Origin of the sequence: Breznakibacter xylanolyticus (genome assembly GCF_003254275.1) — a bacterium.
GTDB classification, from domain to species: Bacteria; Bacteroidota; Bacteroidia; order Bacteroidales; family Marinilabiliaceae; genus Breznakibacter; species Breznakibacter xylanolyticus.
Map to the genome: position 1 here is coordinate 139,654 of NZ_QKZK01000004.1, position 16,296 is coordinate 155,949.

The 16,296-nt window shown below is 45.4% G+C and carries 8 protein-coding genes; 3 read left to right on the forward strand and 5 right to left on the reverse strand.

Annotated features, from left to right (window positions below):
- Positions 1-120: 120 nt before the first annotated feature.
- The 5 genes from LX69_RS03660 to LX69_RS03680 form a co-directional block, all read right to left on the reverse strand.
- The gene (locus LX69_RS03660; RefSeq protein WP_111444466.1) at positions 121-897 is read right to left on the reverse strand and encodes a DUF3108 domain-containing protein; all 777 of its coding nucleotides are present in this window, start codon (positions 895-897) and stop codon (positions 121-123) included.
- A 155-nt stretch (positions 898-1,052) separates the two neighbouring features.
- Entirely contained in the window at positions 1,053-1,751 is a 699-nt protein-coding gene (gene tsaB / locus LX69_RS03665; protein ID WP_111444467.1) for a tRNA (adenosine(37)-N6)-threonylcarbamoyltransferase complex dimerization subunit type 1 TsaB, read from the reverse strand.
- 250 nt (positions 1,752-2,001) lie between these two features.
- On the reverse strand, positions 2,002-7,542 hold the full coding sequence (locus LX69_RS03670; RefSeq protein ID WP_111444468.1) for an alpha-2-macroglobulin family protein: 5,541 nt from the start codon (positions 7,540-7,542) through the stop codon (positions 2,002-2,004).
- A 156-nt stretch (positions 7,543-7,698) separates the two neighbouring features.
- A complete protein-coding gene (locus LX69_RS03675; protein ID WP_111444469.1) occupies positions 7,699-8,589 on the reverse strand; it encodes a LytR/AlgR family response regulator transcription factor in 891 nt (296 codons plus the stop codon).
- Between the two features lie 827 nt (positions 8,590-9,416).
- Positions 9,417-12,326, reverse strand: a complete 2,910-nt coding sequence (locus LX69_RS03680) for an insulinase family protein (protein WP_170124222.1) — start codon at positions 12,324-12,326, stop codon at positions 9,417-9,419.
- A 1,006-nt stretch (positions 12,327-13,332) separates the two neighbouring features.
- Between LX69_RS03680 and LX69_RS03685 the strand changes: the two genes are divergently transcribed.
- The 3 genes from LX69_RS03685 to hflX all read left to right on the forward strand — a co-directional run bounded on the left by LX69_RS03685 (position 13,333) and on the right by hflX (position 16,294).
- Positions 13,333-14,013: an energy transducer TonB gene (locus LX69_RS03685; RefSeq protein ID WP_111444471.1), complete on the forward strand. Its 681-nt coding sequence runs from the start codon at positions 13,333-13,335 to the stop codon at positions 14,011-14,013.
- Between the two features lie 309 nt (positions 14,014-14,322).
- The gene (locus LX69_RS03690) at positions 14,323-15,003 is read left to right on the forward strand and encodes an energy transducer TonB (RefSeq protein WP_111444472.1); all 681 of its coding nucleotides are present in this window, start codon (positions 14,323-14,325) and stop codon (positions 15,001-15,003) included.
- Positions 15,004-15,070: 67 nt separating this feature from the next.
- The gene (gene hflX / locus LX69_RS03695; protein ID WP_111444519.1) at positions 15,071-16,294 is read left to right on the forward strand and encodes a GTPase HflX; all 1,224 of its coding nucleotides are present in this window, start codon (positions 15,071-15,073) and stop codon (positions 16,292-16,294) included.
- Positions 16,295-16,296: the final 2 nt, after the last annotated feature.

A 16,296-nucleotide genomic window follows, 5' to 3' on the forward strand; every position in this document is an offset into this window, starting at 1 on the left:
AGATTAAAACGAAAAAATGGGCGTGATTTTTTTAAAAAAAACACGCCCAAAAGTAATGGTTTTATCTGAAAAATGGCACGTATTGGGTTCGTTATCATCCAAAATGCGTGCTGATTGGCTTCATTTTTTGAGGCTTGTAAAGGGATTTTTCAGGTTTTTGTAGTTGTCGAGTACGCAGTTGAATGACCCTACCGTCAGGTCGAATTGAATGCGCACAGGGATTCGGTTGGCATCGCGCGAAATCCACACGTGCATGTCGTCTTCGGTGGCAAAGGCGCGCCCTTTTTCGGTCACCGGGCTAAAACGGTAGCATTGCACGTCCCCAAATTTGGTGCTCACGGTTTCGATGCCCCGGTACCGGATGCGTAAGGGAAACAGTTCGTTGGAGAAGTAGGTCATGATTTCAATGATTTCGTCCTTCTTGAGGCTGTCGTTAAATTTGAAGTTGCGTGCATAGTAAAAGGCCGAAAGAATATCCTGGATGCGCGAAGGAACCGGTTGTGTTCCTTTTAGTTTGCTCACAACATAAAGGGAGTCGTGGTTGTAGGTTACTTCGTCATAATATTTATAGCGTCCTTCTTTAATGCTACGAACCGATTTCATCGGCAAGTCATTGGTGGGATTGATAAAGCTCTCGTACCGGTCGCGTACGCTGAAGAGCATGTCGGCAACGCCAACTGTTTCTCCGCGGGCGACAACGTGATTCAGTTTTACGCCGTTCATCAGTGTGTCTTTTACCGAAAGTATGCCTTTCCCTCCTTTGATAAAGCCATAGTTGAGCGAATATTCTAAAAATTCACCGGGACCGTATGACGTATTTTTTTTCACCGGCGTGTCGAATCCGGTCAACATAGCGAAGATGGCAAGAATTGCCCATGTGCGTAAGATTGTTTTCATAGCTTGATACCTTTGGTTGCGTTTCCTTCAATTGGTTATCAATTCATACGTTTGAGTTCGCTATTGAAGTTACAAAATCTATGCAATTCTCAGACCAATTTCAATGTGTGATGGATGGGGTGTTGTAAGTATCAGTAAGTGAGTGAGTAATCTTTTCAAAAAACTTTGTTTTTGGGCGTTGTTGCTACAAAGTCTTTCAAATATAACGGTTCCATGTAGGCCACATCTTCAAAACGGTTTTCATGAAAAGCCAGTTGAGCTGGTATTGCCATGTGGTGAGCCAGTGGCATACATTGATCAATGAAAAGGGCGTTGGGGTGGGTAATTACTTCATGGCATTTATCTGCTCCATTGCCGGCAAAAATGATGGGTTGTTCATTTAATTGAGTGGCAAGTGATTGGTTGTCGATGATTTCGGCAGTGATGGGTGTTAGCTGTTGCATGGCAGTGTTGTACAGTGTGGTGTAAACTTCCATGCGTCGGGCATCAATCATCGGACATAACAGGGCATGGGGCGTTTGGTTTGCCAACTCGCTCTGTCGGATTTGCCAAGCAAGAATTTCCAATGAGTTAATCGCAATCAGGGGTTTGTGCATGGCGTAGCAAATACCTTTTGCGGTAGAGATGCCAATTCTCAGCCCTGTGTATGATCCCGGCCCTGAACTGACGGCAATGGCATCGACCTCCGAAAACACCATTCCCGATTCCTGCATGAGGCTTTCAATGAGGACTGTGAGGTGCGATGCGTGTGAATAACTGTCATGGTGTTGCTTGGCAAAGCGGGTGGTTCCGTTTTCCGACAATGCCACCGAGCACATTTGGGTGGAGGTTTCGATGCTTAAAATGAGTGCCATGGCTGTTTCTTTTGTGGCAAAAATAACATTTTATCCCGATGATGTATCGATGTCTTCTGCTGGCACATCGTGTGTGATTTGACATGTGTCACTCTGTTTGTCCTTCTACAAGTGCATTTGATACAAAAGCTTCTCGTTATATCTGCATCACGGCTCATTCACAAGGCATCCTGGGTGGATTAGGATCTTAATGAAACACAAAGGGTTGTCGTGTTATTCCGACAACCCTTTGTGTTTGGTTGATGCCCTGTTATTTCACTTCTACCCATTGCCCGGTGTTGCGGGCATTGACGGTATGGTCGTACATGGCCTCGCAGTTGGCGGCAGGCAGGTAAAACCGTCCTTTGTAGGTTGCATTAAGGAGTACCACGTAGGTGCTTGTTCGGTTGTTATCCAGATCGAAATAGGTGTAAACCCTGTCGTCGCGATAGTCACGATAGGTAGGCAGATTGCCTTCGTGCGCCGATTGGATGTTTTCCAGTCGTGTGTTGCGGATTTCCCATCCGGAAGGGAAAATTTGCGTGAGTGCAAGGTTTTGATATGCTCCCAATAACCCGGGGTTCGATATCCTGACAATGGCCTTGAAGTCGGTACCTTGTTGTATTTGATCTATTTCAATGGCATCGCCATCCATGTCGGTGTACGACACGCTCATGCGTAGATTCGATTCCGAAGCCGTTTCTTCACCTATGGCCGGCACCCCATGCATGGTCACGCGGGCATAAATGACTTTTTTAGACGGGTTGGTGACCGTTACTTGGCCGTTGAGTGCTTTGCCAATGACCAATGAGTCTTGACGAACCGATTTTTGGACTGTAAATGACCCTTGTTTTTTTCCGTTATGGCTCCATTCAAACTTTAATGGTTCGTTGCCCGATGTTTTACCTGCAAAACGGCTTAGAGCGATAAGTCCGTATGCAGTGGTTTGTGTACTCATCCAGTTTTGTGAGCTCATGGCTTTTGATAGTTTTACCACCAAAGGCATGGCTTTTTCGTGATGGTTGAGCAATGTCAGCGTTTCAATAATCATGGCATCGTTACGGTCGGGTGAGCCGTAGGTGTAATCCGATACTGCTTTAGTCGATTCATGGTCGGTACTGATGTTTTCAATCATTTTTGATGCGGCATCCTGCTGACCGGCCAGTGCATACGCAGCTGCCAGTCGCCATTTGGCGTTAATTGACAGGTTTTTTTCATTGCGTAATCTGTTCATTGAGCTCAAATCCGATTCTCCCGCCAAAGCCAGCGTGTAAAGACGATATGCCTGGCTGAAATGACTCATATGATTGCTGCCCGATGCCTGACGTGCCATTTTCTTCTGGAATTTCACCCACTCTTTTTTCCAACCATTGGGTAGCAGGTAGCCTTTCTTTTCGGCTTCGAGGTAAAAGTGGCCGGCATATGAAGTACCCCAGTCATCGCTACTGTTGTTACTCGGCCAGTAGCCAAAACCGCCATCGCTGTTGATGAATTGTTTGAGGCGGTTGATGCCGGCGCGAATGTTTTGTTCGGCACGTTTGGCCGTTTCGGGTGTCAGCTCCATTACGTCACTCAGAAACAATTGAGGAAAGACGCCCGAGGTGGTTTGTTCTACACAGCCGTGTGGATATGCCAGAAGGTATTTCAGGCGTCGACCAAAGTCGACAGGCGGGATGCCCGATACTTCGAGCACCCCATGGTTGGTGCCTGCCATCCCCGGGAGTGTGTAGTCGAGGGTGACTGATGCGCCGGCGGGGATGGTTTTTTCCACAAAGGTGTACACAGGCGGGTTTGGATTGCGTATCGCTATGTCGATGACATCAACAGCGTCGTCACCGGCTGCCGATGCCTTGATGGTTACTTTTGCCGCACCAATTTGTTCTTTAACTTTCAGGTTGAATGTAACCACTTTGTCTCCAGGGCGGTCAAAGGCCACTTTGGTGGATGATTCGCCAATAATTTCAAGGGGACCCGAAATCTCTAATTTGACATTTACATTTTTGACGTTGTCTTTCATGGCAAATACGGTGACGGGCAGGGCTACCGTTTCGCCCGGGCCAAGCACCCTGGGTAACGTGGCCAGCACCATGACCGGTTTTCGAACCGGGGTGGCCTTTTCTGCTTTTCCGTAACTTCCTTGATGAGAGGCTACAACCATGGTTCGTACCGAGCCCACGTATTGGGGCATGGTAAACGTATGAACACCTGTTTTGCCTTTTTCAAGCACAAAGGGTCCCATGAATTTGACCATGGGTTTAAAGCGATTGGTTTTGTCGCCACCCTTACGGCCATCCAAATCGTCGCCCCCGCCAATGCTGAAGGCTTTTTCGATGCGCCCGCCGTAGGCTCCTGTGACCAGGTCGTAGAGATCCCAAGTGCGCACGCCCAGTGCTTCGCGGGCATAGAAGAGGTTCCAGGGGTCGGGCGTGGTAAATCGGGTCAGGTCAAGCAATCCTTCATCGACCACGGCCACTGTGTACACCATTTTTTGATCCGTTGATTCTTTGACGCGGATGGTGGTGGTTTTGCCGGGTTGTAATTCGTCGGCCATGTCAATGACCGGTTCTAATCGGGTTTTGGGGTCTTCCACCATGATGGGGATCACACCATAAAGACGGATGGGCAGGTTGTTGACGGTTTGTAGATGTGGTTGCAGCAGTGTGATGTGTGCATACACGTTGGGCGCCATGTCGGGTGTGGCTTCGAAGGTGACGTTGGTCACTCCTTTTTGGGTTTCTACCCACCAGGCCTTCAATACGCGTGAACCCGATTCGATGCTTACCAAGGCACGACCCACACCGGGCGATGGGAATGTGAGGGTCACATTTTCGCCCGTGGCATACTTGTCCTTATCGGCGTTGAACGTGAGCATGGCAGCATCCTGTGGATTGGCCGATGGCTTCAAAGCCCATCCCGGCCAGTCAACGTAAACGGTTTTGGCGCAAGCGTGTCCTCCTTCGGTGTCGATGACGCGAATGAGGTATCTGCCCCAATCGGGGTATTTTATGGAGAAATTGAATTTCCCATTCCCATTGGTGGTGTTGAACGATCCTGATGTGATGAGGTTTTGATATTCGCTGCCTGAGTAACGTGTCAGGTCGTTTTCTGATGATTCCCACCACCATCGCCACTCTATTTTATAAACAAAATATTTCACATTGCGACGGCTAACCGCGTTACCATCGGCATCAACCGTGACGACATGGCAGGTGTGGGTGGTGTCGGTGAGTAGCATGCCGCGACGGTCGCCTTTGGGAACTCGCAAGCCTACGAAGCTTTTGTATGGAGCGTATTTAATGTTAAAACGATCCACACTAAAGTCGCCGCCCTCTTCGTACACGCGCGTGAGGAAGGCTGCGTTAAGCATGCCGGGTGCTTGCTCTGACGTCTGAAGGTTGCCCGTAATATTTGCTTGTCCCAGGTCGTTTAATCGGCCATCGAAAATATTGATTTCTTCGGGTTGAAAACTGCGGGTAGGGTCATCAAAATGATAATCGGGGTAAGCCTTAAAGCTGGTTTTGGTGCTATTGAGGGTCACCAAAACATTGGCATTGAGGTTTTGGGCAATGGCTCCGTGAAGCCACTTCGAAGTCAGGGTTGAAGAGAGGGATTCTCCTTTTTTGATCATCTCTTTCCCGAAATCGAGCTCTATTTTAAGGCGGTTGGGTTTGACGGTTTCTACGCGCAGCGGTTGCTCAAACGACGTGCCGCCCACTAACACCCTGCAGGTCCACGTTCCCGTGGGAGCTGTTTCGGTGGTGGTGGCAATAAAGCGGTAGTGGTTGTGTTCGTTGATTTGTGCCACTTGCCGCGAAACCATTTGACCGTGGGGATTTAGTAATTCAAACACCAATGGATGACCGGCGGGGATTTTTTTGAGTTTGTCTTCAAGGATGAATCCCAAAAATAGAGTGTCGCCAGGTCGCCACACACCCCGTTCGCCGTATATGAAACCTTTGAGGCCTTTATCAATGGTTTGTCCTGATATGTCGAAACGGCTCAGTGAGAGGGCAGAACCATCATCGAGGCGCAGATAGCCTCGTTCTTTTTCTTTTTTAGCGATGAGCAGATAAGGTTTGCGTGACACATCTATGCGAGCCAGACCGTCGGACCCACTTTGTGCTTTGCCGATAATTTGGTTTTGGTAATCAAGGATTTCTAATTCAACATTGGCCATTGGCTCGGTGCTGCGAATGTCCGAAACGGCCACCATGATTTCCTTGTTGGTACCGCCCTTTGCCACCAACCCGATGTTTGAAGCCAGGATGTTACGGCTTACGGACTTGTTTCTGTAATACATCGACTTACATGGGTTGTCGCGGTCTTCCCAGCTATCATAGTCGTTGTAATCACCATCTTCGGTATAATCCCAGTTGCTATATGAGTAAGCCGATGGTGTGTCCCAATAGGCGATGTCACCTTCGGTAATGCCTTCGTCTTTGATTTCGGCAGCGGGCTCATTTTCTTCACCTTCGCATGGGTAAATGGCAAATTCTTTTTTCATGTTCAGCACCACGCGGTAGATGGCTCCGGGTTCCGGCTGAATCAGGTTGGCCAAATCGAGTGAAAAAGTATTCCAACGTGTGGGATCGATGGTTTTGTCCTGATCTAACAGGATGATTTTCTTCAGCACCAGTCGTCCTGCTCTGCGCAGTTGGTCTTCTCCGTCCATGGTGTTGATTTGTAGAAACGACGCCACATTGTTTTCGAATATCTTGATGATGTTCACTTCAATGGCTCGCAGACTCACCGTGCGGAATGGTAAGATGAGACCTTGCGAATTGGGAAGGATGGTTCCTTTACCGATGAACTCCATTTGTGGCATGAGTGCCTCAAATGCCAAGTCGAAAGCTTGTCGGTTTTTCATTTCGTAAGTCAAAATATTCTTGATGCCCGGCGACGCAATGAGTTGAGCGTGTCCCTGAATGCGGCTGTTGAGATATATTGTCACCAGGTTGGCATCAATTTCGTATCGAAGGTTCTCCTGGTTTTCAATGTCCAGCAATCCATCGAGGCTTTGTGACGAGAGCAACGGGTCGGAGAATTGCACAATGACCTTTTGTGTAGGCTGTTGTTCTACCGTGACGTTCATAATTTTAAAGTCGCCCAAGGCTGGCACTTCAATTTCTTCGCTTCCTTTGATGTCGACATCAATGGGGCTACCATCCCATTCAATGGTGATGCTTCCGGCTGCGTCTTGCCGGCTAATGCCATGTGCCGTAAAATAGTGCTGTTGTTCTATGGATTGATGTTCCCAGGTCAGGTCAAGTGTTTGACCGTTTTGTGTGACCGTGACAATTTTCTCAATTTGAGTGGCATCTTCATGATCGGCGAAAATCAGTTTGCCGGTAAAGAGGTTTAATTTTAAGTCGGTTAGCACTTCGGGGCGCAAATTGACGGCCTCAAATTTGAAGTTTTGCGGCATTACATCAAACGTAAAATCAAAGGTGCCCTCTTCATCGGGGAAAATTTTGGCCATTTTGAGCGAGACCTCAAAATGTTGTCCGGAGGGGAGTTTTTTTTCGGGTTGCAGAACCAGCGTTTGGTTGTCTTCCCAATACATTTTCCCGTTTACCGATGGCGAAATGCTCATTAACGAAGGGGAGGCTTCTTTGCCCGGCTCGGCTTCGGGGACACTCTGTTCGAATATCACCCGGATGGCCGTTTGGTTGCTGACGGTACCGGATGTAAAGGCCACAATTTTTTCGTGGTAAGCCACTACGTTGTCGCTTTTTTGTTGACGGCAACTGCACGAGGGCGTGGCCAACATGGCTGCAATCGCCATCAGGAGGATGGTGAAGTGTTTAATCATAAAATAATGTCTTAAAAGTTGGGTTTATAAAAAACAGAATGACAATTTATACAACATTCTGCAATTGAGAGCTTTTTTGTTGAAAAAAATATTGATTGACTTCTTTGTTAAGTTTTCTCAATCGTATCGGATGAAGCCAATGACATAACATCCCCATTATAAATGGCCGAATGCCTGCATGATATCCTGCATATAAGTTTTTGAAACAGGTATTTCAATGGGCGGGGTGGTGTCCAGTTCCAGAATGAGGCCGTCTTTGTCTTTACGGACCAGTTTTACCTTGTCAATGTTGACCATGTAGGAGCGATGACACCGAACGATGGATTTCTCAGAAAATTCATCCTCCAGCTTCTTAAGTGTGTTGCGTAAAAGAAATTTTGATGGCTTGTTAGGGGTATGATAATAGATGGTTACATAATTGTCGCTCCCTTGCAGGTATAGTAAGTCGTTTGTTTTGAGAGAAATGCGTAAAGTCCCTTTGTCGTCTTTAAAAGGAACCATTAGGTTGGTCGTCGTTGGGTCGGGTTGTTGGGTGAGTGCTTGAAGTTGTTTGTCTTTATCTCGCCACGACAAATAGAGCCACATCAGGCCATAGGGGATGATGAGAACCAGGGTGGTGTTGAGCAACGATTTGCGGAAAGCCAATAAAACCGGGCGTGGTTCGGGGACAAAAAAATATTCGTAGAACGTGTAAAAAAGTGCCATGCTCAATATTTCAACTCCGACCCATTGAATGTAATGAAGTGTGCTGAGTTGAGCCCCTTTCTTAACCTTACTGTACATAATCATCCGACTGATAACCACCACGAGAACGCCCGTGAGAATGATGGCACTCGACATAAAAATCAATTCACGTTCTTTGTTTCCCGATAAGAACCCCATCAGTCCCAGTTTTTCCCAGTTGGGGTTGATTCTCAAAAAGGTGCGGATGCCAAATGGTGCGTAAATATTGACAAATACCAACGCGAAAGCAGCCGTGAAAAGAATCAATCGGGTGATGTTCTTTTTTTCGGTTAGATACGAGGGCAATTTCTGGCTTAAATCCATTCGCGATGTTGGTTTTTTAAAATGGATTGTAAAATTAACAAATAAAAAGTCGCATCAAAGCCCTTGTTTGTGAAATTGTGAGTCGGCGATTTCACCCCAAAATGTCAGTTTTTGCCCCTAAATACGTTCTATTACCCCAGATAGCAGGTGTCAATCCCAATAATTTGGTATTAAGGTCGCGGTTTCTTTTCTTTGAATTGTGTTTTCAATCACGCATCTTTTTTTATGTGATGATTGTTCATCGTGATCAGCGTCATTTTTCAAAGTTTTTAATTAAAATGTTTGATTAATTGATTGCAGATAACTTCAACAGACTTAATACCTAAGTGATTGTTCATATTCTTCAGTAAGGGGCAACGGCCCCTTTTTTTATGCCTTTATGTTTGAAGTCACTTGTGAAGTGGTGTTTTGAATTCAGCATCCAATGTCGTTTAGTTATGCCCAACGCTCCTGCTTATCGCCCTTTCATGGCTTAACTTAACGACATCGTTTCAGTATCTCATGAATGATTTTGTCTAATTCTTAACTGAAGTATTTGTGGTTCGGATTCATTGTAATCGCCATGTGACAGACTTTTCATTTTGCAATCGTATATCAATGTCGTTTAGTTAGTGACAATCGAATAAAAGACAAGGAGAATTTTAGACATCAGACAGATAGATTAGACTGTGAAGACGAAGAAAACAGATCTAAATATCTTTCCTTATCTCATCATCTGTCTCATAGTCTTGCGTCTTCTTCTCTTAACTTAACGACATTGAATCGAATATCAAAATAAAAAAGCCCCGTCATGAGATGGTAGGACTTTTTTATTTAGTATTAAACTTTTACTGTAAGCTAATGCAGATTTTAAACAGTGATTCAGTTTCTTTAATTTTTTCATCGTTACCATACACACACCAAGTCTTTTGATCGAGGATGTCTTTCACCATCTTGCTCAATTGCTTTAAGTCATTAGGTGTAGTATTCAGAATTTCTGTTCGTTCATTTTGAACCATTTCGCTGGAAACTCTCGTGAAATGGTTGTAAAATGCTTCATCTCCTTTTTCTGAAGGTGTTTTTGGTCTGTCGATGCGCGAAATGGTTCCGATGATGAATCGGGTCATGGCTGTGCTGTCGAGACTCAGTGAGTCGAGGTAAGCATCGATGCCGGCATAGTTATCGAGGGTCTCTTTCAAGTTGGGATCGCGATATGATGCAAAATATGCATTTCCCGAAGGATCGAAACGGCTGAATCCGCCATAGGCGCCACCAATAACTCGTATTTTGGTTTGCAAATAGTCTGTCGATAGCAGTTGGTCAAGAACTCTGATTTTTCCGTTCCACTCGTAACCCAGTTTCTTAAAATTGGCTCCTTGCAGCACAAATTGCACTTTGGAAGGGGTCATGATACCCTCATTTTTTGCAAGTGGTTCAAAAATCCATTGCTGGGGCTTGTTGGCTGCAACGGGTAATATGGCCGTAAAATGGTTCAGTGCGGGAACCACCATTTTGGTGTAATCATCTGCAGTACATGTGAATCCTACAGTTAGATGAGTGCGATTAAATAATTTATTTACAAGTTCTTGCAGCTTTAATGTCACCTCGTTTTTTTGTTGATCGAACTTGGCTGTCAGGTCGTTTAAAAAGCGGTAATATTCCAAGCCACCGCGCAGTTCGGCGAACATTCCCTGATTGGAGTGATACGAGTATAAACGGGTGAGAGCCACGTTCATGCCATTTTGCTTCATCCGCAAATCCAGTTGAGACTGATGGCGCGATAGCAATTCTTTCATTCGTACATGGTCATCGAATTTTGAATGCAATAAAATTTCTTCAATCAGGTCGAAAAGGGCAGGGGAGTTGTTATGCAATATTTTGGCCGAGACTTCAAATTTAGGCTGCAATTGGTCGTCGGAGCGATCCTTCATAAAACCGGTGAGGGTGGTGTTGAAACCGCCGGTTTCTCGGTTCAGCGTGTTGTCCAAATCTCCATACGTGTATTTGCGCGTAGGCAGTTTGCCCAATAATTCTGAAAGAAGGCGAATGTACGGAATATCTTCTTTGTCGATAACGGTGGCATCGAAGAATAGGCTGGTGTATATGATTCCGTTGGTGAACTCGTTGCAATGAATGATTTTCACACCTTCTTCTTCTTTTTCAATGGCGCCGTGCCATTCGCCGGTTTTGCCAATATCCGATAGTTCCAGCATTGGGATTGAGGCCAATGCGGTTGAGTCATCTTCGCGTTGTTGATATTCGATGAGCTCCGTGGTTCTTTTTACCAGTGAATCTTTTTGTTCTTGGGTCAGGGTACTTGTGTAAGTTGTTAATTCGTCTGTTACCTGACGGTTGAGTTCTGATTGCAGCCCTTTTTGCGGGTTGAGGGTCAATAGGAGCGAATGGGGGTTGTTGAGAAAGTATTGTTTGATGACCGTTTGCAAATAACCACTTTCGATGCCCTCTTTCAGGTTTTTCAAATAAGCTTCGTACTCTAACCCTACGTATGGGTTTTGAGCAAACATCCAGTTGCTCATGTTCATAAAAAAGTACATCAGCCCTTTGTGGGGCGTGTCGCCTTCTCGCAAATTGAATTCCATCCGGTTAATGATACCTTGCAACATGGCGCTGTCAAGGCCATTTTCGGCGACTTTCTTGAGCTCGGCCATTACGATGTCGTAGAATTTGTCGGCATCATTGGGATTGGCATTTAACACGCGGATTTCAAAAACGTTTTGCTGCATTTCCGACATTGCCGCGCTCACTTCTTGTCCGATTCCGGCATCGAGTAATGCGCGACGTAGTGGTGCCGACTCTTGGTTGACGAGTGCTTCGGATAACACATCAAGCGCTTTGACCAGAGCCAGATCGGTGTTTTGTCCTGTAACAAAACTTAAACTCAGGAAGGTTTTGTTTTCAGGCGTTTCGTCATCTGCAAGCGGATAGGGTTTTACTTCGCGTTTCATTTGGGCAAACGGAGCTTGCATAGGAATGGTGACTTCAGTGGGGCTTTGGGTATATTCCGAAAGGTAAGCCTCATCGATGAATTGTAGCTCCTTATCCAAATCGGCATTGCCATATAATAATATATAGCTGTTGGAGGGATGGTAATATTTACGATGAAAATCAAGAAACTTTTCATACGTCAGTTGAGGAATGGCAGCAGGATGTCCCCCTGATTCATGACCATAGGCGTTATCGGGAAACAGGATGCGTTGCTTTTGATATTCGAGTTCGCTGAGGGGGTTTGAATAAACGCCTTTCATCTCGTTGTAAACCACTCCTTTGTATTCAACTACGGATGAGGTGTCTTGCATTTCGTGATGCCAACCTTCCTGCATGAAGATTCGCTCGTCAGTGTATATCAATGGGTTAAACACCGCATCGAGGTACACATGCATCAGGTTAAAGTAGTCTTTATCGTTCATGCTGGCGACCGGATACACCGTCATGTCGGAACCAGTCATGGCGTTGAGAAAGGTGTTTAGTGACCCCTGTAGCAGTCGATCGAATGGACTCTTGACCGGAAAGTTTTTAGAGCCGTTTAATACCGAGTGTTCAATGATGTGAGGTGTGCCACAATCATCTTCGGGAACGGTTTTAAATGCGATGCCAAAAGTCTTGTTGGCGTCATCGGACATGATTTTAAACAGGCGGGCTCCGCTTTTTTCGTGTTTAAAATAGAGGCATTCGGCATTCACCTCTTGTACAAATCGTTTTTCAATCAGCTTAAAGCCATGGTAACTCTTTCCGGTCATATATGTTTTGTTTGTGTGGCACCCCATCCAAAGAAGGGGGAGCAAAATTACGATTCCTATCCACCATGTTTGTTTATCAGGGGATGGTTTTTTTGGCATTTTCAATCTGGATGTTTTCATATGTATAAAAAAAGTATCAAGATGCAAGACGATGAGGGTTTTTAATCATCTTTCTGTGTGTCGCTTGGTGATCGTCATGATTGTATTATGTGTTTGAAATTTTGTATGTGGGTGTTTTCTGTCTTTTGTCCACGAGATCGATCTGCGCTTTGCGAAGCAAAAAATTTCACGAATTTTTCACTTGGTTATAGCCCCTGGCGTTTTGCAAAGCAAATAAAGCGACTGTGTCGAATTACATGAATCATGGAGTTTTGATCGAAACTTAATGATGATGGGACTGATGTACTACTTGTGCACTTCTTCCAATTACCATGTTCCTGTGTGTCGTAAATCATACTTCCCTTGTGATGGTTCCTAACCATTTTATGGGGAGGTTTAGGTTGTTTGGCGTTTAAATAAATACAACTAACCGACTTCCATTCATCTTAATTCACAAACATTTTTCAATCATTTGTTTTTACTCTGACAATCAGTATTTTTTGTCATCAGGTTTACAAATTTATAAAAGATTCATCTAAAAGGCTCGGAATTCTTACAACTTGATGAAATGGTTCGCTTGTCAGATACCTTTTAGGGTGAATTCAATTGTTAAACAATCATAATTTCACGTTTATTCACACATCTTCCGGTTTGTTGCACGAACATTTGGTTAACTTTAATATAAATCAATGAATGGATGCCCCAGCGGCCAAAGGCTGAATTCTTACAGGGTGTTTTATAAAAAGATCATACGAAAGGTCTTTATAGTGAATAGCACCAGATTTATTTCATTCCCTCGACCCATGCCAGAGTAACATCCCGGGTAAAAACAACTGACACTTCTCACAGCGGATGCTTTGCATTCGGATTTTAAAACGTAGATGAACGACTTTTTAAAAAATGAGTGATGGAAGTAAAAAAATCACCCCAAGCTGATCTTGAACGTAAAAAATCCATGTTTTTACAAATAGGTTTTGTGGTGGCCATTTCGGCCGTTTTAATTGCTTTTGATTGGAGTACGGCTGATGTGTCAGCTTCGACTCTTGTATCTGACGATGGCTCTTTTGACGATATGGTGCTGCCGCCCATTACACGCCCCATGGAAGTCACCCCGCCACCCCCGCCAGCCCCGCAGTTGGTCGACGTTATTGATATTGTCACGGATGATATCCCGGTGGATGACGCGGATTTTGATTTCACGAGCGAAGGTGGAGACCAAGCCATGGTGGATTTCATTCATGTGAAAGTCCCCGACGAAGATGTAGATGACACTTCCATTTTTATCGTTGTTGAAAAGATGCCGCAATATCCAGGAGGTGACCAAGCCTTAAAACGTTATTTGGCTGAGTCGGTGGTATACCCCGTTTCGGCTCGTGAGACCGGGATCAGTGGACGTGTTTATGTGTCGTTTGTTGTCAATAAAAAAGGTGAAGTTGTGAACGTGACTGTAGCCCGTGGTGTGCATCCCAGCCTTGATCGCGAAGCGCTCCGTGTGGTGCAGTCGATGCCCAATTGGACGCCCGGTGAGCAGCTCGACAAGAAAGTGAATGTGTCGTACACCGTGCCTATCAATTTTGTACTTCGATAGAGAATCGATTGGCAAGCGAAGCGGGCATTTCAATGTTGTTCTTCAAACACCATGTTTCAAAGTACAATGTGCTTACACAGACACTTTAAACATGTTCGTCTCGCTGCATCGCCTGACCCTGTCAAGATTTGAACAATTCTTTAGAAATGATTTTTTCTTTGAAAAACCATGTAAAGATGTGATAGTTTTAAAATTATTGTTCTAATTTTAGGGTCGCATTTCCAAAGGGTTGGCCATTCTGTTTTTGACGATGGTTCAACCAACGGTATGTTTTTTAAAAGCTTTAGAATCAACTGTAATAATGAACTTATGGAAGTAAAAAAGTCGCCCAAGGTTGATCTGGAGAACAAAAAGACATTGTTTATGCAGGTGGGGATGGTTGTTGCATTATCAGTTATTCTGATTGCATTTGAATGGACCAGCTCTGATGCTAAAAAGTCTGAGTTCGACAGTATCCAGGAAGCAGCGGTTGAAGAGGAGATTATCCCCATCACGCGGCAGGAAGAAATGAAACCCCCTCCACCGCCTCCACCGCCGCGCGTCAGTGATGTATTGACCATTGTGGAAGATGACGTGAAATTGGATGAAGAGCTTGACCTGAGAGAGTTCGAAGAAAAAGAAGAGGTTGTCTTCACCAATATGGTTGCACCCCAAGAAGAAGAAGAGGCCGATGCCCCTGTATTCTTTATCGTGGAAAAAATGCCTGAGTTTCCCGGTGGTAATGAAGCATTGCAACGTTACATTGCTCAGTCCATCAAATATCCTGTGATTGCACAGGAGAATGGTATCCAGGGACGTGTTTTTGTATCGTTCGTGGTAAATGCCAAAGGACAAGTGGTGGACGTGAAAATTGCCCGCGGGGTTGATGCCAACCTCGATAAAGAGGCCATCCGCGTGGTTATGGCCATGCCAACCTGGACGCCCGGTGAACAGCGCGGTAAAAAGGTGAAAGTTTCTTACACCGTGCCCATTAACTTTGTGTTGCAATAAGCTCGAAAACTTATTTAAATTTGCACCCGGTCATGTTTTCATGGCCGGGTTTTTTATTTCCTTTTTCATGATCGATAAAAAAGCAATCCAAAACGAGCTCGAACGCGTAGTGCTCATTGCCGTTAAAACGCCCGATGTATCAGAAGCGCAAGTCCAGGAATATCTCGACGAGTTGGCCTTTTTGACCGAAACGGCCGGTGCCGTGCCCGAAAAACGATTCGTTCAGAACCTTCAGCAACCCGATAAACGCACTTATGTGGGATCCGGTAAATTGGAGCAGATCATCGACTATTTGAAAATTCACGAGATTAATACCGTGATTTTTGACGATGAACTATCCCCATCTCAGTTACGAAATCTCGAGCGTGACATGCAGTGTCGTGTGTTGGATCGCACCAATCTCATTCTTGATATTTTTGCGCGACGTGCTCGTACGGCTCATTCGAAAACTCAGGTTGAACTGGCTCAATATCAATATTTACTACCCCGTTTGACCCGCATGTGGACTCACTTGGAGCGTCAGCGTGGCGGGATTGGAATGCGTGGTCCCGGTGAAAAGGAAATTGAAACCGACCGTCGTATCATTCGCGAAAAAATTGCCCGACTTAAAGAAGAGATGGAGCTTATCGACCGCCAAAAAAGCACCCAACGTCAAAACCGTGGCAAAATGGTGCGTGTGGCGCTGGTGGGTTACACCAATGTGGGTAAATCGACCCTGATGAATGTTTTGAGCAAGTCGGAGGTATTTGCCGAGAACAAGTTGTTTGCAACCCTCGATACCACCGTGCGAAAGGTTGTCATCGATAATTTGCCCTTTTTGCTGGCCGATACCGTAGGTTTTATCCGTAAGTTGCCTCATCACCTGGTGGAATCGTTCAAATCCACCCTCGATGAAGTACGCGAAGCCGATTTGTTAGTGCATGTGGTGGATATTTCACACCCCGGCTTTGAGCAGCAGGTGGAAGTGGTGACCCAAACATTGCGCGAGATTGATGACTCCGACAAGCCCACCATTATGGTGTTCAATAAGATTGATGCATATTCGTTCAAGCCCAAGCAGGCCGACGATCTCACGCCCCTGACGCGGGAGAATCTCTCGCTTGATGACTTAAAACAGACTTGGATGGGGAAGAATCCTTCAACCATTTTCATCTCGGCCATTAACAAGGTGAACTTTGTGGAATTCCGAAACTTGCTGTATCAGGAAGTGAAGAAAATTCATGTGACGCGTTTCCCCTTCAATGACTTTCTTTACGACGATAGCTACGATGCCGAGAACGACGTTGAGTAACT

Coding starts and splice junctions, on each gene's coding strand:
- LX69_RS03690 (WP_111444472.1), top strand. CDS start 14,323: ATGGAAGTAAAAAAGTCGCCCAAGGTTGATCTGGAGAACAAAAAGACA.
- LX69_RS03675 (WP_111444469.1), bottom strand. CDS start 8,589: ATGGATTTAAGCCAGAAATTGCCCTCGTATCTAACCGAAAAAAAGAAC.
- hflX (WP_111444519.1), top strand. CDS start 15,071: ATGATCGATAAAAAAGCAATCCAAAACGAGCTCGAACGCGTAGTGCTC.
- LX69_RS03685 (WP_111444471.1), top strand. CDS start 13,333: ATGGAAGTAAAAAAATCACCCCAAGCTGATCTTGAACGTAAAAAATCC.
- LX69_RS03660 (WP_111444466.1), bottom strand. CDS start 897: ATGAAAACAATCTTACGCACATGGGCAATTCTTGCCATCTTCGCTATG.
- LX69_RS03670 (WP_111444468.1), bottom strand. CDS start 7,542: ATGATTAAACACTTCACCATCCTCCTGATGGCGATTGCAGCCATGTTG.
- tsaB (WP_111444467.1), bottom strand. CDS start 1,751: ATGGCACTCATTTTAAGCATCGAAACCTCCACCCAAATGTGCTCGGTG.
- LX69_RS03680 (WP_170124222.1), bottom strand. CDS start 12,326: ATGACCGGAAAGAGTTACCATGGCTTTAAGCTGATTGAAAAACGATTT.